Here is a 20,363-nt window from a genome sequence, read left to right on the forward strand (position 1 = left end):
TGTATAAGTTCGGGTGAAAGGGCCGGCGCACGGCCGGCCGTCGTTGCGTTGCGGTCAGTCGCCGAGCAGCTCGCCGAGTTTTTCGCCGAGCGCTTCGCCGCGCAGCTGCGTGGCGACGATCTGGCCGTCGGAGCAGCGGATCAGGAAGTTGGAGGGGATGCTCTGCACGGCGTACGCCTCGGCCGCGGGCGTCTGGAACCCGCTGAGGTCGCTCACCTGGATCCACTTCATCCCCTGCTGCCTGACGGCGTCGATCCAGCGGTCGCGCTGCGAATCGAACGATACGGCGTAGATTTCGAATCCCTTCTTGCCGTATTTCTCGTAGTCGGCTTTCAGAAAGGGGATCTCGGCCATGCAGGGGCCGCACCACGAAGCCCAGAAGTCGAGCAGAACATACTTGTTCCTGCGGTTCTCGACGACCGATTTGAGCGATACCTCGCCTCCGTCGGCATTCTTGGCCGCGATGTCGATGTAGGGATGGCCGGCGCTCACGCGGAGCTTGCGTTCGGTGGCCTCGCGCAACTCGGTCAGTTCGCGGCGCTGCTGCCACTCGGCGGGGAAGAGCGCGATCTGCTCCATCACCTCCTCGGGCGAAAGGAAGGCGTAGGCGTTGTTCAGGAACGTGGTCACGCCGTAGATATTGTCGCGGTTCATCTCCACGGCGTCGGACATCAGCTTGGAGTACTCCTTGCGCAGGCTGTCGCGCTGCACGTCGTTGCCGGTCTTGGCGAACTCCTCTTCCAGGGCGGCGATCTTTTCGTCGAACGCCCGCTGGATGTCGTTCGACGGCGTGCCCAGTACGGCGATGTCGGCCGGTGCGGAGAGTGCGCCGTCGACGCTGATGCGGCCGTTTTCCAGGAAGAAATGGACGAAGGGCTGTTGCTTGTCGGTGCTCAGGTAGACCACCTCGGGCTGTTCGGCCTTGCCTTTGAAGACGAAGTCGCCCTTGGTGACCTTGGCCGAGTCGATGACCTCCACCTCGCCCGTGTAGCGCAGCAGGTAGACGTAGGGATTGTCGAGTCCGGCGATCTTGCCGCGGATCGTATATCCGTCGGAGGAGCAGGCGCCCAGCAGGAGCAGGGAAGCCGCGAATGCGAGTGTTCTTTTCATACTTATTTTTCTATCAGTTGGTTGACCGCCTTTTCCAGCGCGGAGAGCCGCTGCTGCAACTCGGGGAGGTTGCGGAAGACGGCGTTCGCGCGGTGGAACTTGATGCCCGGCAGCGCCGGCGTGCCCATGCGGACTTCGCCGTCGGGCACGTTCTTGTCGACGCCGCTCTGCGAGCCGATCTTCACGCGGTCGCCGATGGTGACGTGGTCCGCGATGCCGACCTGCCCCGCGAGGAAGCAGTTGCGGCCGATCTTCGACGAACCCGCGATGCCCATCTGCGCCGACGAGACGGTATGCTCGCCGATCTGCACGTTGTGTCCCACCTGGATCAGGTTATCAAGTTTCACGCCACGGCGGATAATCGTCGAATCGGTTTTCGCGCGGTCGATGCAGGTATTGGCCCCGATCTCGACGTCGTCCTCGATAATGACGTTGCCCAGCTGCGGGATTTTGTCGAAGCCGCCCTCGGCGTTGGGGGCGAACCCGAAACCGTCGGCACCGATCACGGCGCCCGCGTGGAGGATGCACCGGCTGCCGATGCGGCACCCTTCGTAGATCTTCACGCCGGGGTAGAGCGTCGTCCCCTCGCCGATCTCCACGCTGTCGCCGACGTAGACCTGCGGGTAGATCCGGCAGCCGTCGCCGATGCGCGCGCCCGCCTCGATCACGGCGAAGTCACCCACGTAGCATCCTTCGCCCAACGAGGCTTCGGGTGAGATCGAAGCCCGTTCCGAGACGCCCTTTTTCTGCGGACGCGCGGCGTTGTACATCTCCAGCAGCCGCAGCACGGCCGCCCCGGCGTCGTCGACCTTGACGAGCGTGGGCTTCACCTCCCGCTGCGGCGTGAAGGAGCGGTCGACCAGTACGATCGATGCTTCGGTGGTATAGAGGAACGGTTCGTATTTCGGATTGACCAGATAGGCCATCGAGCCGGCCTTGCCCTCCTCGATCGAGGAGACGGTGTGTACCTTGACCGTTTTGTCTCCGACGATGTCGCCGCCCAGAAAACCGGCGATCATTTCGGCTGTAAATTCCATCATAGCGTTATTTCGTTTGATTTGGTTAGCATTCAGAGGTAGTTCTCCAATTCGATGCCGCGGGGCAGGAACTCCGCCACCGAACGGCCGAACGCGAGCACTTCGCGCACCGTCGACGAGGAGATGTCGGCCACGTCGGGCGGCGTGAAGAGCATGACCGTGACCACGGCGGGGTAGAGCCGGCGGTTGGTGGCGGCCATCGTCCGCTCGTATTCGAAATCGGTGGTGTTGCGCACGCCCCGGATGACGGCCGCCGCACCGACCTGCTGGGCGAAGTCGCCCGTCATGCCGCCGTAGATCATCGCTTCGACGCGCGCGTCGCCGGCATAGTAGTCGTCGATGAGCCGCTTGCGGTTCTCGACGCTCAGCAGGCCCTGTTTCGCCACGTTGCTGCCGATGCCGATGATGACTTTGTCGAAGAGGTGCAGCGCCTTCTCGACGATCGCTTCGTGGCCGCGCGTGAAGGGATCGAACGATCCCGGGAAAATGGCTGTTTTCATCCCTCGCTGTGGGTTTATTGTCGACAAAGATACGAATAAGTGAGGGCAGAAGCAAGCGTCAGCTTGATTATGCCGAGCGGGAGTATCTTCGGCGTCAGCCAAAGATACGAATAAGCCGGGGGCAAAAGCAAATTTATTTGCGATTTTGCCGGGGCGAAGTATCTTCGGCGCAGCCAAAGATACGAAAAGTCGAGCGCAGAAGCAAGCGTCAGCTCGATTATGCCGAGCGGGAATATCTGAGACGAAGTCAAAGATACGAATAAGCGGGGGCAATGTCCGAATAAATTTGACATTGCCCCCGCTTCGCCGGCCTACTTCGCGAAACGCACGTACTCGGCGTAGACGATCCGCGTGTGCGGATTCGACGAGACGATCTCCTGCCGCACGGCCTTCGTGCCGAAACGGATGAAGAGAAACCGGCGCGGCACGCGATGGACGACCTGCCGCAGCGTGTCGACGCTCTCGACGCGGCAGTCCGCCGAATCGCCCCGGATACGGCCCTCGACCGTCACCCACGGATCGCGCCAGCGGAACGAGCGGACGGTATCGAAACGCACGGCCGCGGCCAGCCGCCCGCTGTCGCAGACGGCAGCGAAGTCGCGCCGCACGATCGTGTCATGCAACGGCACCTGCACGTCGATTTCGGTCGCCGTAGCCAGCGTCGCCGCGGCTTCGACCCGCCGCAAACGGATGCCCAACTGCCGGATGCGCTCGGCGTCGCCGGCACGCAGGCGTTCGAATTCGCGGCAGCGCAGTTGCAGGACTTCGGCCGATGCGGCCGCTTCGCCCGCCCGCGTGCGATAGCGTTCGACCTGCGACAGAAGGGCGCGTTGATTCTGTTCGAGACGATGTGTTTCGGTGCGATAACGACGCAGGACGCCCGCCAGCGACAGCGTGACGGCCAGTGCATAGAGAAGAAGGAATTTTTTCATGAGTACGACGGTTTTCCGCGCAAGATAGCGCCGCGTGCGGCCGTCGTGTTTCTATTTTTCGGGAAACGCCGGTCGTCCCGCCCTGCCCGCGAACCGGCCCGCCGCTGCGCGGAAGCGCTCCCTACCGTTCGGGAAGCGCCGCCAGTGCCGCGGCGATGCGTTCGGCCGTGAGCGACAGATAGGGTGTGCCTTCGTAGGAGGCGATCGAGCTGACCCCCTCGCAGTCGAAGGAGAAGAGTTCGTCGAACAGCCGAAGCTGCGCTGCGCCGACGGGTCGTTCCACCCACCGGATGCCTGCCCGCCGCGCCGCTTCGGCCACCAACGTCCACTCCACGTCGTCGAGGGGCGCGGCGTAGATCACGTCGTCGCGCACGGCGAACAGCGGCGCGTCGCCGGCCCGGCGGACGATGCCGTCGCGGTCGCAAAGAAGCGCACAGCGCGCACCGGACCGCTCGGCCTCCTGCTGCGCCCACCGTGCCGTTTCGCGGCGTGCCGACGTGGGCCATTCGGGACGGTAGCCGTCGCAGGGAACGACCGCCGCCGCAGGACGCAGGCTTCGCAGGGCATAGGTGCGATAGAGCGACACGCCGTCGGCCGTCAAGGCGTACGTCCCGTCGGCATAGAGCCGCAGCGTGACGGTCGCGCCGCCCGCCGGATAGCCGTTGGCACGCAGCAGTGCGCCGATTTCGTCGGCGATGCGGCCGGCCGGCAACTCCGCGGGACGGCCGAACAGAGACCCCGCACCGTCGCGCAGCCGCGACAGATGCGCCGCCGTGTGCAACGGCCGGTAATCGACCGTGCGCAGCCGTTGGTAGAGATAGACCCCGCCGGGCAGCCCTTCGCCCAGGGGTGTCAAACGGCCGTCGATGGAGCAGAAGTCGGTCATTGCGCAGAAATATCAGATCGTCAGCATTTTGAGCAGCAGTTCGCGCAGCAGCTCGCCGTCCGACGCGCCGCCTGCGTCGAGTCCCTTGCTCTTGCCGTCGTATTCGCGCAGCAGCCCCAGCACTCCGAAGACCTTGTTGTTGGGCCAGCGGGGCATGGCCTGCCGCAGTTCGTTGATCGCAAAGACGTTGCCCACCTTCAACGCCCGCATCAGCTCGGCGTCCGACGGCGCGCCCGTCCCCCGCCGCCGCGCGAGCCAGTAGAGGTAGTTGAGTACGAACAGTTGCCGGAACTGCCCGAACAGCGCCAGAACGGTCACCAGCAGCGGATTCTCCTTGGGGTTGCGGCCGAAGTGGTCGGCGATGCGCAGCGCGCGCGCCATGTCGCGGCCGAGTACGGCCTTGCACAGCTCGAAATTGTTGTATTCGCGCGAGATGCCGATGTTCCGCTCGATGTCGCGGTCGGTGATGCGCTGCGTCCCTTCGGGCAGCGAGACGAGCAGTTTTTCGAGTTCGTTGGCGATCTTCGACACGTCGCATCCCAAGTGGTCGGTCAGCATCGACAGCGCCTTCTCGTCGATACGGCACCCTTTCGAGGCGATGAATCCCGACAGCCACGGCCCGATCTCGTAGTCGCGCGGCCGCACCGACTCGAAGACCGCGCCGCAGGCGGCCGCCTGCTTGTAGAAGGCCGAACGCTTGTCGACGCTCTTCTCCTTGTGGCAGACGACGAGGATCGTCGACGCCTGCGGCTTCTGCGTGTAGAGCGAGAGCTTCTCGATCTGCCGCATCTGCTGCGCCTCCTTCAAGATCACTACTTCGTAGCTGCCCATCATCGGCATCTGGCGGCAGAAGTTGATGACCTGCCCCGGCTCCGTGTCGCGCCCGTAGAGGACGATCTGGTTGAACGACCGTTCGGCTTCGCCGAGGATCGTCGACGCCAGACGGTCGCACAGCGCGTCGATGAAATAGGACTCGTCGCCCATGAGCAGGTAGACCGGAGCGAAACGGCGGGCGGCGATATCGGCCGACAGGCGCTCGAACTGCGCCACTGAATCCCGGAAACGGACTGCACTCTTAGCCATAGTCAGATGATCTCTTTGGTGATACGCAAAACATTCTCCGTGCGGTCGGTCAGGCGGTAGCGGTCGTCGATGCGGCGGCCGACGAGCCACACGATCTCGTCGCCCGACAGGAGCACGAACTGGCGCTGTTTTTCGGGCAGCGAGACCTTGCGGTCGATCAGGTAGTCGCTCACCTTCTTGCGCCCCTCCATACCGAAGGGAATGAAGGTGTCGCCCTCGCGCCAGCGGCGCAGCCGCAGCGGATAGCGCAGCAGGTCGGCGTCGAGCAGCGCCACCTGCTCCGGCACGTCGTAAGCGCGGATGTCGTCGATGTCGCACGCCTCGAAATAGAGCACCATGTTGCCGCAGTAACTGCGCTGGGCGCCCTGCTCGACGGTCACTTCGCAGGCGTCGCCGGGGGCGATGCGTTCGACGAGGATCCGTCCGCGGTCGACCGTGGCGACGTACTCCCTGGCGTAGAACCGCCGGCCCGTCGCCGCCTCGCTCAGTGCGCGGCAGAGTGCGTCGCAGACGTCGCCCTTGAAGCCGTACTGCGAACTGAGCAGTTCGTAGACGGCGAAATTGCGCGGATAGGCCGCCTCGATCCGTTCGACGTGGATCGTGGCGATCCCGTCGGCCTGGGTCACGACCTCTTCGCGCATGTGCGCGACGGCCGCCTCGATGAAGAGCTGCGTGTCGGTCAGCCGTTCGATGTTGCGGCGCATCAGGTCGGTGAACTTGGGGTTGATCTCGCGGATGCGGGGGATCAGCCCCAGCCGGATCTTGTTGCGCAGGTATTTGGTCGAGCGGTTCGAAGAGTCCTCGCGGAAGGGAATCTTCTGCGCCACGGCGTATTCCAGAATCTCGCGGCGCGAAGCGAACATCAGCGGTCGCACCACCCGTCCCATGCGGGTGCTGATCCCCGTCAGCCCGCGCAGCCCCGTACCGCGCAGCAGGTTGATGAAAAAGGTCTCGATCGAGTCGTCGGCGTGGTGCGCCACGGCGATGGCCGCATAGCCGTGCTCGCGCCGCAGCTCCTCGAACCACGCATAGCGCAGCCGGCGGGCCGTCATCTCCATCGACTCGCCCGTGCGCTCCATTTCGGCCGCCGTGTCGAACCGCCGGTTGTAGCACGGCACGCCGTAGCGGGCAGCCTCGCGCGCTACGGTCACCTCGTCCTCGTCGCTCTCGGCGCCGCGCAGCTGGAAATTGCAGTGCGCCACGCCGAACCGATAGCCCAGCGAGGCCATGAGCGACAGCAGCACCATCGAATCGACGCCGCCCGAAACGGTCAGCAGAATACGGTCGTCGCGGGAAAAGAGCCCGTGGCGCTCGACGTAGGATTGAAAACGGTCGGTCAGCATCTGTGTATCGAATTAAGAATTAATCGAAGCGGCCGTGTCGTCGGGATTTGGCGCCTCAGAGATGCGGCTCTCCGAGCCGTGCGGGCCGCATCCGCCGGCGGACGCGGCCCGCCGATGGCGTTCTCCGCAGGCTGCACCCGCACGGCGTACCCGACAGATCGTGTCATCCGTTCATTTTATAATTATAAAACGTTTACTTCGGCGGCGATCTCCACGCCGAATTTCGCGCGCACGGCCTCCTGCACTTTATGAGCCAGCGCCAGCACCTCGCCGCCCGTGGCGCCCCCGTAATTGACGAGCACCAGCGCCTGCTGGTCGTGGACGCCCACGCAGCCTTCGCGGTGTCCCTTCATGCCCGCCTGCTCGATCAGCCATCCCGCGGCCAGTTTCATGCGGCCTTCGGCGGCGGGGTAGAGCGGCAGGGCGGGGTAGTCCGTCCGAAGCCGTTCGGCGACGGCGGCCTCCACCACCGGATTCTTGAAGAAACTGCCGGCATTGCCCAGTACGGCCGTGTCGGGCAGCTTCGAGCGCCGGATCGCACAGACTGCTTCGCGGATGTTGCGCAGCGTGGCGCCTCCGCGCGCCTCGGTCTCGCGCAGCAGATCGCCGTAACCCAGATCGGGCCGCGGACGGCGGCTCAGCCGGAAGGTGACCGCCGTGATGACGACCCGCCCCCGCAGCGCATGTTTGAAGACGCTCTCGCGGTAGCCGAAGGCACAATGTTCCCGCGAGAGGATCAACGTGTTGCATGTATCCGTGCAAAACATCTCGACGCTCTCGATCGCATCTTTCGCCTCTGCGCCGTAAGCTCCGATGTTCTGCACCGGCGCCGCCCCAACCTTGCCCGGGATGAGCGAGAGGTTCTCGATGCCCCACAGGTCGCGTTCGACGGCCCACGCCACCAGGTCGTCCCACTCGACGCCCGCTTCGGCACGCACGGCCACGGCGTCGGGCGCCTCGGCCACGACGTCGATCGACGCGGCGCGCGGGGTCAGCAGCACACCGTCGAAATCCTGCGTGAAGAGAATGTTGTTGCCCCCCGCCAGCACCGTCCATTTCGCGGGCGCCCCCTTCCTGAAAAAGGCGGTCAGGTCGTCCGTCGTTTCGAACTCGACGAGCCGCGCGGCCCGCTGCCGCACGTGGAAACTGTTGCGGCCGGAGAGGTCGATGTCATAAAAATCCCGAATCATATTGCAAAGATAGGGAATTTTTATTAACTTTACCCTTGTTTCCGACGGCCGTTTTCTCGCCTCGGCATCGCCCGCGCAAGCGCGGCTCTGCCTATTTGGCTTATCGAAAACGTTGAATTTCATTCTTCGTTTTCTCGCCTCGGCATAGTCTGAACTGCGTTCGGCTCTGCGCTCGGCTTATCGAAAACGTTCGGTCGAAACCGGAAACGGAGCGCAGCTTCCGCAACCGATCGCCATGCACTAAAACCTGAACCGCCTATGTTCACCGAACAGGATACGGCCTGCATCCGGGCTCACGGCCTCACCCCCGAAGCGGTGGAGCGCCAACTCGAAAACTTCCGCCGCGGCTTTCCCTTCCTGAAAGTCGTCCGCGCCGCCGCTCCGGGCGACGGCATTCTCGTTCCCGCGCCGCAGGAAGTGGCGGCCGCCGTGCGCCGCTACGACGAAGCGGCGGCGCGGCTCGGCATCGTCAAGTTCGTTCCGGCGTCGGGCGCCGCGACGCGCATGTTCAAGGAGCTTTTCGCCTTCGTCGAGGAGGGGCGGCGCAGCGAGGGGATCGACCGCCTGCTGCAGAACATCGAACGCTTCGCCTTCTGGCCCGAACTGCGCGCCACGCTGCCTGCCGGCGCCGACGACCGCACCGTGGTCGAACACATCATCGGCAAGGGACTCGGCTACGGAGGCCGGCCCAAGGGGCTGGTGACCTTCCACGCCTATGCGGAAGGGGCGCGCAAAGCGGCCGAAGAACATCTGGTCGAAGGGGCGCAATACGCCGCCGCAGGGGGGCGCGTACGCATCCATTTCACCGTTTCGCCGGAGCACCGCGCGGACTTCGAGGCGCTCATGGCCGAGAAAGTTCCGCTGTACGAGCGGCGTTTCGGCGTGCACTACGACATCGCCTTCTCCGAACAGAAACCCTCGACCGACACGGTGGCGGTCAATCCCGACAATACGCTCTTCCGTACCGACGCGGGGGCGCTGCTCTTCCGTCCGGCGGGACACGGCGCCCTGATCGAAAACCTCAACGAGATCGACGCCGACCTCGTCTTCGTCAAGAACATCGACAACGTGACCACCGACGCCCGCCGCGGCGACACGGTAACCTATAAGAAGGTGCTGGCAGGACTGCTGCTCGAATTGCAGGAGCGCAGTTTCGAGTATATCCGTGCGCTCGATACGGGCGGCGCCGAACTGGCCGACATCGCCCGCTTCATCCGCGAACGGCTCTGCGTGAAGCTGCCCGACGACTACAACTCGGCCGTGCTGCGCGCCGTCCTCGACCGTCCCATCCGTCTGTGCGGCATGGTGCGCAACGAGGGCGAGCCGGGCGGCGGCCCCTTCTGGGCGGTCAACGACGACGGCACCGAATCGCTCCAAATCGCCGAGTCGAGCCAGATCGCACCCGCCGACCGGCCGCTCATGCAGCGGGCCACCCACTTCAATCCGGTCGATCTGGTCTGCGGCGTGCGCAACGTGAGGGGCGAGAAATTCGACCTGCGGCGGTATACCGATCCGCAGACGGGTTTCATCTCGTCGAAATCCTACGCCGGCCGCGAGCTGCGGGCGCAGGAGCTGCCGGGGTTGTGGAACGGCGCGATGGCACGCTGGAACACCGTTTTCGTCGACGTCCCCGTCACGACGTTCTCGCCTGTGAAAGTCGTCCTCGACCTGCTGCGGCCGCAGCATCAATAAGCGTTCGGGCCGGCGTTTCCGGCAACGGGCCGCAGCACGCTGCGGCCCGTTGCCGTTTTCCTGCGGTTGAAAACGGTCGCGGTTTGTTCAAAAAACGGCCTATGTTGTTCAAAAAGTAAAACCTTCATACTACTTTCGAAGGACAAGCGTTTCCTTTCGAAACAAAATGAATGTAATTTGTACGATTCCGGCGCAAAAGTGTCCTAAACCAGCAAAAAACGACCTTTCGCTTTCGGATAACTTCGAAAAAAATGCCTATCTTTGGCTGACGTCTTAGATACTCCGCCTCGGCAAAAAGCAAATGAAATTTGCATTGCACTCGGCTTAGTCGTATCTTTGGCTGACCGTCTTAGATACTCCGCCTCGGCAAAAACAAATGAAATTTGCATTGCGCTCGGCTTAATCGTATCTTTGGCTGACGTCTTAGATACTCCGCCTCGGCAAAAAGCAAATGAAATTTGCATTGCGCTCGGCTTAATCGTATCTTTACCGGATAGGCGTTTGTACGAGAAATTATTGAATTACGATAATCAGAACACTATGGAGAACAAACTTCAACAATTGACCCAGAAGCTCTACGACGAGGGGCTGGAGAAGGGTCGTGCCGAGGCCGAACGTCTGGTCTCGGAAGCGAAGAGCGAAGCCGCCAAGATCATCGCCGATGCCAAGGCCGAAGCCGAAGCCATCGTGAAGGCCGCCGAGGCCAAGGCCGAAGATACGGCCAAGAATTCGATGACCGAGATCGCACTGGCGGGCAAACAGGCCGTCGCCCGGATCAAGGAGGAGATATCCTCGCTGATTGCGGCCGAGAGTACCTTCTCCGCCGTGAAAGCCGCCAATCTGGATCCCGAATTCGTCAAGGCGATGCTGCTGAGCGTCGCCCGCAACTGGAACGGCGCATCGTCGTCGAAGGTCGAACTGCAAGCGCTGCTGCCCGAAGCCGAGCGGGCGAAGTTCGACGCTGCGTTCGCCGCTGCGGCCAAGGAGCTGCTCGAAGCGGGCATCGAAGTGGGTTATTCGAAGGAGGTACGCACCGGCTTCAAGGTGGGCGCCAAGGGCGGCAGCTATTACATCTCCTTCTCGGACGACGATTTCGAGGCACTGTTGAAGGAGTATCTGCGCGGCAAGATCTCCGAACTGCTGTTCAAAGCCTGACACCGCCATGTTCGATACCAACTATTATTGTCTGGTAGCCGGACTGCGGGAGTACTCGCTCGACGGCGGCGCGAAGGGATTCGATCCGCACGCCATCCTCGACGAGATCCTCCGCGAGCTGACGCCGCGCGACCTGCGCGCCGTCAGGCTGCTCTACGGCTATTACGACTGCAAAAACCTGATCGCCCTGCGTGCGGGCAGTCCGGCGCACGATCCGCTGGGCAACTTCGCGCGCGAACGGCTCAAGGAGGAGACGGAACACCCGCGCCTGCTGCCGCACGCGATCGGACTGGTGCTGGCGGCCTATGCCCGCCCCGACGGGGAGGAGGCCGAGGAGGTGGATACCTCGCGCCCCTTCGAACAGGCGCTTTTCGAAGCCTATTACGGACTGTGCGCCGCGTCGCCGAGCCGTTTCCTGCGCGAGTGGAGCGATTTCGACCGCACGCTGCGCAACGTCGCGGCGGCCACGACGGCCCGTGCCGCGGGGCGTCCCGTCGACGGGCACGTCGTGGGTAACGACGACGTGGCCGAGCAGCTGCGCCGTTCGTCGGCCTCCGACTTCGGCCTGCGGGGCGAACTGCCCTACATCGATGCGGTGATCGCCGCCGTGAACGACGAAAGCAACCTGCTGGAAAAGGAGCACAAGATCGACCGCATCCGCTGGCAGCAGGCCGTCGATCTGGTAGCCGAAGACTACTTCAACGTGAACGCCGTCCTCTCGTACCTCGTGCGCATCAATCTGGTGGCACGCTGGACGCAGCTCGACGAGGCGCGCGGCCGCGCCATGCTCGGACGGCTGCTGCGCGAACTGGACGGCAAGGAATTGATAAATAACAAATAGTCAGATATGAAAACTACAGGACGTGTAAACGGTATCATCTCCAACATCGTCATCGTCAAGGCGGACGGGCCTGTGGCCCAGAACGAGATCTGTTACGTGTGGACGGGCGATACCAAAATGATGGCCGAGGTCATCAAAGTCATCGGCGACGACGCCTACGTGCAGGTTTACGACAGCACGCGCGGTCTGAAAATCGGCGACCGGGTCGAATTCGAAGGCCACATGCTCGAAGCGACGCTGGCTCCGGGTCTGCTGTCGCGCAACTACGACGGATTGCAGAACGACCTCGAAAAGATGGATAGTCTCTTCATCGAACGCGGTTCGATCACCGACCCGATCGATTTCGATAAGACGTGGGAGTTCACGCCGCTGGCCAAGGCGGGCGACAAGGTCTCGGCCGCTTCGTGGCTGGGCGAGGTGAAGGAGCAGTGGATTCCCCACAAGATCATGGTTCCCTTCACGATGACGGGCAGCTATACGGTCAAGAGCGTCGCCGCGGCGGGCTCCTACAAGGTCACCGACACGGTGGCCGTCCTGACCGACGCCGAAGGCGGCGACCACGAGGTGACGATGGTGCAGCGCTGGCCCGTGAAGCAGGCGATCCGCAGCTACGTCGAGAAACCGCGCCCCGACCGCATCATGGAGACGGGCGTGCGCGCGATCGACACCTTCAACCCGCTGGCCGAAGGCGGTACGGGCTTCATCCCGGGGCCGTTCGGCGCCGGCAAGACCGTGTTGCAGCACGCCATTTCGAAACAGGCCGACGCCGACGTCATCATCATGATCGCCTGCGGCGAGCGCGCCAACGAGGTGGTCGAAATCTTCAAGGAGTTCCCCGAACTGATTGACCCCCATACGGGCCACCCCCTCATGGAGCGTACGATCATCATCTGCAACACGTCGAACATGCCCGTCGCCGCGCGCGAGGCGTCGGTCTACACGGGCATGACCATCGGCGAATACTACCGCGCCATGGGACTCAAAGTGCTCGTCATGGCCGACTCGACGTCGCGCTGGGCGCAGGCGCTGCGCGAGATGTCGAACCGCCTGGAAGAGCTGCCCGGTCAGGATGCCTTCCCGATGGACCTCTCGGCGATCATCTCGAACTTCTATTCACGGGCCGGTCTGGTGCGCCTGACCAACGGACAGACGGGTTCGGTGACCTTCCTCGGTACGGTGTCGCCCGCGGGCGGCAACCTCAAAGAGCCGGTCACGGAGTCCACGAAGAAGGCGGCGCGCTGCTTCTACGCCCTGGCGCAGGCGCGTGCCGACTCGAAGCGTTATCCCGCCATCGATCCGCTCGATTCCTACTCGAAATATCTGGAATATCCCGAAATCCGCGAATACCTCGACGCGCACATCGGCAAGGGCTGGGTGGACAACGTCTATGCCGGCAAGACGCTCGTGCAGCGCGGCAAGGAGGCCAACGACCAGATCAACATTTTGGGCGACGACGGCGTGCCGGTGGAGTACCACGAACGCTTCTGGAAGTCGGAGCTGATCGATTTCGTGATCTTGCAGCAGGACGCCTTCGACGACATCGACGCCAACTGTCCGCTCGAACGCCAGAAGATGATGTTCGAGATGGTGCTCGACATCTGCAACAAGACGTTCGACTTCGCCGATTTCGAGGAGTGCTCCAAGTTCTTCAAGACGCTGATCAACCTCTTCCGCCAGATGAACTACGCGGAGTGGCAGTCCGAGAAATTCGCCGACTACCGCTCGCAGATCGAGGCGCTCGTAAACGAACAGCTCAACAAATAAGACCGAAGCTATGACAACACGTGCATTTCAAAAGGTATATACCAAGATAGACAACATTACCAAAGCCACCGTGACGCTGCGCGCCTCGGGCGTGGGCAACGACGAGCTGGCCACCGTGGGCGGCAAGCTCGCTCAGGTGGTGAAGATCATGGGCGACAACGTGACGTTGCAGGTCTTCGCCGGCACCGAGGGGCTGGCCACCGACTCCGAAGTGGTCTTCCACGGCGAGCCGCCCAAGCTCAAAGTGTCGGACAACCTGGCCGGCCGCTTCTTCAACGCCTACGGCGAGCCGCTCGAAGGCGGCGAGCAGATCGAGGGCGAGGCGCGCGAGATCGGCGGCCCGACGGTGAACCCCTTCCGGCGCAAGCAGCCTTCGGAGCTGATCGCCACGGGCATCGCCGGCATCGACCTCAACAATACGATCGTCACGGGACAGAAGATCCCCTTCTTCGCCGATCCCGACCAGCCCTACAACGCCGTGATGGCCAACGTGGCGCTGCGTGCCAAGGCCGACAAGATCATCCTGGGCGGCATGGGCCTCACGAACGACGACTTCCTCTACTTCAAGCAGGTCTTCGAGAACGCAGGCGCGCTCGACCGCATCGTCTCGTTCGTCAACACGACCGAGAACCCGCCCGTGGAGCGGTTGCTCGTGCCCGACATGGCGCTGACGGCCGCCGAGTATTTCGCCGTGGACAAGGGGCAGAAGGTACTGGTGCTGCTCACCGACATGACGCTCTACGCCGATGCGCTGGCGATCGTCTCGAACCGTATGGACCAGATTCCCTCGAAGGACTCGATGCCCGGCTCGCTCTATTCGGATCTGGCGAAGATCTACGAGAAGGCCGTACAGCTGCCCAACGGCGGTTCGATCACCATCATCGCCGTGACGACCCTCTCGGGCGGCGACATCACGCACGCCGTCCCCGACAACACGGGTTATATCACCGAGGGCCAGCTCTTCCTGCGCAACGACTCCGACACGGGCAAGGTCATCGTCGACCCGTTCCGTTCGCTGTCGCGCCTCAAACAGCTCGTCATCGGCAAGAAGACCCGCGAGGATCATCCGCAGGTGATGAACGCCTGCGTGCGCCTCTACGCCGATGCGGCCAACGCCAAGACGAAGCTGGAAAACGGTTTCGACCTCTCGGACTACGACGAGCGCGCGCTGAAATTCGCACACGACTATTCGGAGAAGCTCCTTTCGATCGACATCAACATCGACATCGACCAGATGCTCGACACGGCGTGGAGGCTCTTTGCGGAGTACTTCACCAAGACCGAGGTGGCCATCAAGGAGGAGCTGATCCAAAAATACTGGAAGGAGTAACCGCTCATGGCAATCAAATTTCAATATAACAAGACTTCGCTCGGCGATCTGGGCAAACAGCTCAAAATGCGGCAGAAGGCGCTCCCTACGATCAAAAGCAAGGAGTCGGCGCTGCGCTCCGAGGTCAAGAAAGCGAAGGAGGCCGCACAGGAGTTCCGGTCGCAGCTCTCGCGCCTCGAGGCCGAGTACGACTACATGGTCTCGCTGTGGGGTGAGTTTGATTGTGACCTGCTGCGAATCGCCGACATCGAGCTGACCGAACAGAAGATCGCGGGCGTCCGCACGCCCGTGCTCCGGGAGATCGTCTACGAAGAGAAGCCCTACGACCTCTTCTCGTCGCCCGTATGGTACGCCGCCGGGATCGACCTGTTGAAGCGGCTGTCGAAGCTGGGCATCGAGTACGAACTCTTCAACCGCAAGATGGAGCTGCTGGATTTCGCACGCCGTAAAACCACTCAGAAGGTCAACCTCTACGAGAAGGTACAGATTCCCGGTTACGAGGATGCCATACGCAAGATCAAACGATTCCTTGAGGACGAGGAGAACCTCTCGAAATCGGCACAGAAAATCGTAAAAACCAAACAGCAACAGGCCGGGGAGGGGCAGATGTCATGATCGCCAGGATGTCGAAATACGACTTTATTCTCTACGCCGGTCAGAGCGACGACTTCATCGAACGGCTCCGCGAACTGGGGCTGGTCGACGTGACCTGCCGGGGCTGGGAGCCTTCGGAGGGCGACCGGCAGCTCGTTACGGCGATCGAAGGCCGCACCAAGGCCCTCGCGGCGCTGGAACGGTTCCGCAGTTCGGAGCATTTCGACGCGGCGGCCCGCCCCTTCGCATCGGGCGACGAGGCCTACGAACGCTACGGCCGCACGGCACAGGAGCGCGCGGCGTTGCGCACCGAGATCGGACAGACCGAAAAGGCTGCCGAGGAGGCGCGCCCGTGGGGCGACTTCTCGGCCGGGACGTTGCAGCGGCTCGCACGGCGTGGCGTCGTGCTGCGCTTCTTCACCGCGCAGCGGGATGCGTTCGAGAAATCGCGCGACGCCTGGAACGAACAGGCTCCCGTGGAGGTGATCCACGAGACCTCTTCGACGGTCTGGTTCGTCGCCGTATCGCACGAAGGCGCCGAACTGTCGTTCGACGCGCAGGAGGTGAAGGCCCCCGCGATGACGGCGCACGACGCCGAGGCGAAGGTCGCCTCGCTGCGAAGCCGTCTGAGCGCCACCGACGCCGAGATGTCGCGCGCCGCGGCGTCCGCCGCACTCATCGAGCGCGACTGCAACCGTCTGCGCGAAGAGTTGCAGCGGGTGAAGGTGACGGCCACCGCCGAGGCGGCCGCCGACGGCACGCTGCTGATCATGGAGGGATGGGCCGAACGGGAGACGTCGGATCGGGTGGACGCCCTGCTGGACGAATATCCCAACGTGCTCTACATCAAGAGCGACCCCACGCCCGAAGACGAGACGCCCGTGAAGCTGAAAAACAACCGTTTCGCGCGCATCTTCGAGATGGTGGGCGACATGTACGCCCGCCCGAAATACGGGACGATCGACCTGACGCCCTTCTTCGCGCCCTTCTACATGCTCTTCTTCGGCATCTGTCTCAACGACGCCGGCTACGGACTCATCCTGCTGGCGATGGGAATGGCGATGCTTTGGAAATTCAAGGGGGGCATGATGCGCCGCGCCGCATGGTTCGCCACGATGTGCGCCGTCTCGACGATCGTATTCGGCCTCTTCTGCGGATCGTTCTTCGGCGTCTCGCTCAAAGCGTACTTCCCGTCGATCCCCTTCTTCGACTTCCAGGGGAGGTTTTTCTCGTGGGCGCTGGCCATCGGCCTGGTGCAGATTCTGTTCGGACAAGTATTGCGTATCGTCATGGTAAGTGTCACGGCGGGATTCCGCTATGCGCTTTCGACGCTGGGCTGGTTCCTCGTCATCCTCGCGGGCAGTCTGGCCGCAGGGCTTCCGCTGCTCGATCCGGCGTGGGTCATTCCGGGATTCACCACTTCGTCACCCGCCTTCTACGGCGTGGCGGCCATCGGCGTGGTGCTGATGCTTTTCTTCAACTCGCCGGGCAAGAACCCGTTCGTGAATTTCGGAACCGGACTTTGGGATACCTATAATAATATAACGGGCATCCTTTCCGACGTGCTGTCGTACATCCGTCTGTTCGCGATCGGCCTTTCGGGCGGTATCCTGGCCACGGTCTTCAACGACTTGGCTACGGGCCTGAGCCCCGATATTCCGGTGGTGCGCGAGCTGATGATCCTGTTGATCCTGCTCGTCGGGCACGGCATCAATCTCTTCATGTCCTCGATCTCGTCGTTCGTTCACCCGATGCGACTCACCTTCGTGGAATTCTACAAGAACGCGGGCTTCGAAATGGCTGCGCGCCAGTTCGAACCGCTGACGAAAATCGATCAATCGGAAAACAAATAACAATTAAAAAACTCAAATTTTTCAGTTATGACAACAGCAATTATTATGGCCTACGTCGGCGTAGCGTTGATGGTCGGTCTTTCGGGTATGGCAAGCTGTATCGGCACCTCGATCGCCGGCATGGCGTCCGTCGGCGCGATGAAGAAGAACGCCGGTGCGTTCGGCAGCTACATGATTCTGGCCGCCATCCCCGGTTCGCAAGGTCTCTACGGATTCGTGAACTACTTCATCATCAAGGATTTCCTGACGGACGAGATCTCGATGTTGCAGGGTGCCGCCATTTTCGGCGCCGGATTGCTGACGGGTGTGGTCTGCCTCGCGTCGTCCTACTTCCAGTCGAAGGTTTGCGCCAACGGTATCACCGCGATCGGCAACGGCCACGACGTAATGGGTAAGACGCTGATTCTGGCTGCATTCCCCGAGCTGTACGCCATTCTGACGGTCGCCGCGGTCTTCCTGATCGGCGGTGCGATCTGATCCGTACGACTCCCGCAACGAAAGAGACGGCCTTCTTTATAAGGTCGTCTCTTTTGCTTTGTCGGGAGCTGCCGCCGCCCGCCGCGGATTTTGAAATGTCGCGATTTCTGCGTATTTTGCGCTCCGAACAAGAATTTCCCCATGAAGAAGAGTTACGAAGAGATCAACGAAAAGATCCGTCAGGGCAAAGCCGTCGTCCTGACCGCCGAAGAGGTGTCCCAACTGGCGCGCACCCTTTCGCCCGCCGAGATCGTCCGGCGCGTGGACGTCGTCACGACCGGTACGTTCGGCGCGATGTGCTCGTCGGGCGCCTTCCTCAACTTCGGCCACGCTACGCCGCCGATCCGCATGGAGCGCATCGAGCTCAACGGCGTCCCCGTAAGCGGCGGCCTGGCGGCCGTCGACACCTTCGTAGGCGCCACCGACTGCGATCCGGCGCGCCCCGCCTACGGCGGCGCCCACGTCATCGAGGAGCTGGTGGCCGGCCGCAGCGTCACGCTGGAAGCCTGGGGCAAGGGAACCGACGACTATCCGCGGCGCCATATCCGCTCGCACGTCACGCTCGACGACATCAACGAGGCGATCCTCTACAACCCGCGCAACTGCTACCAGAACTACAACGCCGCGACCAACTCTTCGGAGCGGATGCTCCATACCTATATGGGAACGCTGCTGCCCAAACTGCGCAATGTTTCGTACAGCACCGCAGGCGAGCTGTCGCCCCTGCTCAACGATCCCACGTGCCGTACGATCGGCATGGGCACGCGCATCTTCCTCTGCGGCGCACGCGGCTACGTGAGCTGGCAGGGCACGCAGTTCAACACCTCCAAACCCGTCAACGAGCACGGCATTCCGATCGGCGGCGCGCGCACCGTGGCCGCAATCGGCAACCTGCGCGAGATGTCGACCGACTACCTGCGCGCCGCCTACTACGAGAAATACGGCGTGAGCCTCTTCGTGGGTGTGGGCATCCCGATCCCGCTGCTGGACGAGGAGCTGGCGCACGACGTTTCGATCCGCAACGAACAGATCACCACCAATATCCTCGATTTCGGCGAGGAGGAGCGCCCGATCGGGCAGACCAACTACGCCGAACTGCGCAGCGGTTCGATCGAGGTGCGGGGGCAGCGCGTGCGCACGGCTCCCGTGGCGAGCCTGCGCAAGGCGCGCGAGATCGCCGAAATGCTCAAAGGCTGGATCGCCCGCGGCGAATTTCTCCTCACGGAACCCGTACAACCCATGCCCGCCCATTCGACGGTCAAGGGGCTGAAAGCCGACGACGAATAACCGCTAACAAGGAAAAGCACATGACGACCAAAGTAATTCTCTATTTCCCGTCGGACGCCACCGACAAGGCGGTTACCTACGATCTGGTGAAGCGTTACGACCTGCGCATCAACATCCTGCGCGCCGAAATCGAGGCGGGACGTTCGGGCTCGCTGCTCGTCGAACTGACGGGCGAGGAGCCCATGGTGCGCGAAGGCGTCGCCTATCTCGAACGCAACGGCGTCACCGTAAGCCCCGTGGCGAGCAAGATCGCCTACGACCGCGACCGCTGCATCGACTGCGGCAACTGTGCGCTGGCCTGCTTCCCGCAGGCGCTTACGATCGGTGCGCCCGACTGGCGGCTGCATTTCGATCCCGAACGCTGCATCGCCTGCAAACTCTGCCTCAAAAGCTGCCCTCTGGGCCTCTTCCATATCGAATTCACCGAAGCCTGAGCCGTGGAGTACGTCGAGCGGAGCTACCGGAGCCGCATGGGGCGGGATGCGGTCGTGTTCACCGTCTCCTACCGCGAAAGCGACCTGTGGGTCGCCGTCGACCGCGGCGATGCGGCCGTCATGGCCGCCCGCACGGAACACTTTCTGCACGAACTGCGCGGGCGGCTCGACCGTTACCTCGACCGCGACCCCGCCTACCTGCGCGCCCTCGTTCCCTGTCTGCCGCGACCCGACGCTCCGCCTCTGCTGCATGAAATGGCCGTGGCGGCCGCTACGGCAGGCATCGGGCCGATGAGCGCCGTAGCCGGAGCCTTCGCCCGCGAGACGGGACGGATGCTGCGCCGCGAATTCGGCGTCGGCGAGGTGGTCGTCGAAAACGGCGGCGACATCTACGCCGACGTGCACCGGCCGCTCGACGTGGCGCTCTTCGCCGGAGAGTCCCCCCTCTCGGAACGGGTCGGACTCCACATCCCCGGCGGAGCCTTCCCGCTGGGTATCTGCACCTCGTCGGGAACCGTCGGGCCGTCGCTCAGCTTCGGTCGTGCCGATGCCGTGATGATCGTCTGCCGCGACGTGCTGCTCGCCGACAGCTATGCCACGGCGTGGGCCAACCGCGTCCGCACCGAGGAGGATACGGGCTCCGTCGTCGAGCGGGCCTGCCGCGTGCCGGAGATTTTGGGGGCGATGGCCGTCAAGGGCGAACGGCTGGCCGTCGGCGGCACGTTCGAGCTGCGGCTGTTCGGAGAAGCCCGGGATTTTTAAAAAATCGTTCCGCCTGACGATTTCGCGCCAAACTCCCCCTTCCCGCTTTCCATCCGTTGCGAATTATGCCCGAAAAGATGATACTTTGCGATC

At 62.9% G+C, this 20,363-nt stretch carries 19 protein-coding genes; 11 read left to right on the forward strand and 8 right to left on the reverse strand.

Annotation, left to right across the window (positions count from 1 at the left end; genetic code table 11):
- Positions 1-54: 54 nt before the first annotated feature.
- From FMF02_RS08650 to murB, 8 genes are all read right to left on the reverse strand, one after another.
- A complete protein-coding gene (locus FMF02_RS08650; protein WP_141412857.1) occupies positions 55-1,110 on the reverse strand; it encodes a TlpA disulfide reductase family protein in 1,056 nt (351 codons plus the stop codon).
- 2 nt (positions 1,111-1,112) lie between these two features.
- Positions 1,113-2,150 carry a UDP-3-O-(3-hydroxymyristoyl)glucosamine N-acyltransferase gene (gene lpxD, locus FMF02_RS08655; protein WP_141412858.1) on the reverse strand — a complete coding sequence of 346 codons (1,038 nt, stop codon included), beginning with the start codon at positions 2,148-2,150 and terminating at the stop codon, positions 1,113-1,115.
- Positions 2,151-2,179: 29 nt separating this feature from the next.
- Positions 2,180-2,647 (reverse strand): pantetheine-phosphate adenylyltransferase, encoded by a 468-nt coding sequence (coaD, locus tag FMF02_RS08660; RefSeq protein WP_019130162.1) that lies wholly within the window; start codon positions 2,645-2,647, stop codon positions 2,180-2,182.
- Between the two features lie 311 nt (positions 2,648-2,958).
- Positions 2,959-3,579: a DUF6549 family protein gene (locus FMF02_RS08665; RefSeq protein ID WP_141412859.1), complete on the reverse strand. Its 621-nt coding sequence runs from the start codon at positions 3,577-3,579 to the stop codon at positions 2,959-2,961.
- A gap of 121 nt (positions 3,580-3,700) precedes the next feature.
- Positions 3,701-4,465 (reverse strand): aminotransferase class IV, encoded by a 765-nt coding sequence (locus tag FMF02_RS08670; protein WP_141412860.1) that lies wholly within the window; start codon positions 4,463-4,465, stop codon positions 3,701-3,703.
- A gap of 12 nt (positions 4,466-4,477) precedes the next feature.
- Complete coding sequence (gene holA / locus FMF02_RS08675; protein WP_141412861.1) at positions 4,478-5,548, reverse strand: DNA polymerase III subunit delta; 1,071 nt, start codon at positions 5,546-5,548, stop codon at positions 4,478-4,480.
- A 2-nt stretch (positions 5,549-5,550) separates the two neighbouring features.
- Positions 5,551-6,891, reverse strand: coding sequence for a tRNA lysidine(34) synthetase TilS (gene tilS, locus FMF02_RS08680; protein WP_141412862.1), 1,341 nt, complete (start codon positions 6,889-6,891; stop codon positions 5,551-5,553).
- 182 nt (positions 6,892-7,073) lie between these two features.
- A complete protein-coding gene (murB, locus tag FMF02_RS08685; RefSeq protein WP_141412863.1) occupies positions 7,074-8,081 on the reverse strand; it encodes a UDP-N-acetylmuramate dehydrogenase in 1,008 nt (335 codons plus the stop codon).
- A 258-nt stretch (positions 8,082-8,339) separates the two neighbouring features.
- Here murB and FMF02_RS08690 point away from each other — a divergent pair, with 258 nt between their 5' ends.
- From FMF02_RS08690 to FMF02_RS08740, 11 genes are all read left to right on the forward strand, one after another.
- Positions 8,340-9,773, forward strand: a complete 1,434-nt coding sequence (locus FMF02_RS08690) for a DUF4301 family protein (RefSeq protein ID WP_141412864.1) — start codon at positions 8,340-8,342, stop codon at positions 9,771-9,773.
- A 540-nt stretch (positions 9,774-10,313) separates the two neighbouring features.
- On the forward strand, positions 10,314-10,928 hold the full coding sequence (locus FMF02_RS08695; RefSeq protein WP_141412865.1) for a hypothetical protein: 615 nt from the start codon (positions 10,314-10,316) through the stop codon (positions 10,926-10,928).
- Between the two features lie 7 nt (positions 10,929-10,935).
- Positions 10,936-11,769 (forward strand): DUF2764 family protein, encoded by an 834-nt coding sequence (locus FMF02_RS08700; protein ID WP_141412866.1) that lies wholly within the window; start codon positions 10,936-10,938, stop codon positions 11,767-11,769.
- A gap of 6 nt (positions 11,770-11,775) precedes the next feature.
- Positions 11,776-13,533 carry a V-type ATP synthase subunit A gene (locus FMF02_RS08705; protein ID WP_019130153.1) on the forward strand — a complete coding sequence of 586 codons (1,758 nt, stop codon included), beginning with the start codon at positions 11,776-11,778 and terminating at the stop codon, positions 13,531-13,533.
- 10 nt (positions 13,534-13,543) lie between these two features.
- Complete coding sequence (locus FMF02_RS08710; RefSeq protein WP_019130152.1) at positions 13,544-14,863, forward strand: V-type ATP synthase subunit B; 1,320 nt, start codon at positions 13,544-13,546, stop codon at positions 14,861-14,863.
- Between the two features lie 6 nt (positions 14,864-14,869).
- Entirely contained in the window at positions 14,870-15,478 is a 609-nt protein-coding gene (locus FMF02_RS08715; protein WP_019130151.1) for a V-type ATP synthase subunit D, read from the forward strand.
- Entirely contained in the window at positions 15,475-17,310 is a 1,836-nt protein-coding gene (locus FMF02_RS08720) for a V-type ATP synthase subunit I (RefSeq protein ID WP_019130150.1), read from the forward strand. Before FMF02_RS08715 ends, FMF02_RS08720 begins: the two co-directional genes overlap by 4 nt.
- 27 nt (positions 17,311-17,337) lie before the next feature.
- Positions 17,338-17,787 carry an ATP synthase subunit C-like protein gene (locus FMF02_RS08725; protein ID WP_026074843.1) on the forward strand — a complete coding sequence of 150 codons (450 nt, stop codon included), beginning with the start codon at positions 17,338-17,340 and terminating at the stop codon, positions 17,785-17,787.
- 141 nt (positions 17,788-17,928) lie between these two features.
- Entirely contained in the window at positions 17,929-19,074 is a 1,146-nt protein-coding gene (locus tag FMF02_RS08730) for a homocysteine biosynthesis protein (RefSeq protein ID WP_141412867.1), read from the forward strand.
- Positions 19,075-19,094: 20 nt separating this feature from the next.
- Entirely contained in the window at positions 19,095-19,508 is a 414-nt protein-coding gene (locus FMF02_RS08735) for an NIL domain-containing protein (protein ID WP_141412868.1), read from the forward strand.
- Positions 19,509-19,511: 3 nt separating this feature from the next.
- The gene (locus tag FMF02_RS08740; RefSeq protein ID WP_141412869.1) at positions 19,512-20,270 is read left to right on the forward strand and encodes a UPF0280 family protein; all 759 of its coding nucleotides are present in this window, start codon (positions 19,512-19,514) and stop codon (positions 20,268-20,270) included.
- Positions 20,271-20,363: the final 93 nt, after the last annotated feature.

Origin of the sequence: Alistipes communis (assembly GCF_006542665.1) — a bacterium.
Taxonomy (GTDB): domain Bacteria; phylum Bacteroidota; class Bacteroidia; order Bacteroidales; family Rikenellaceae; genus Alistipes; species Alistipes communis.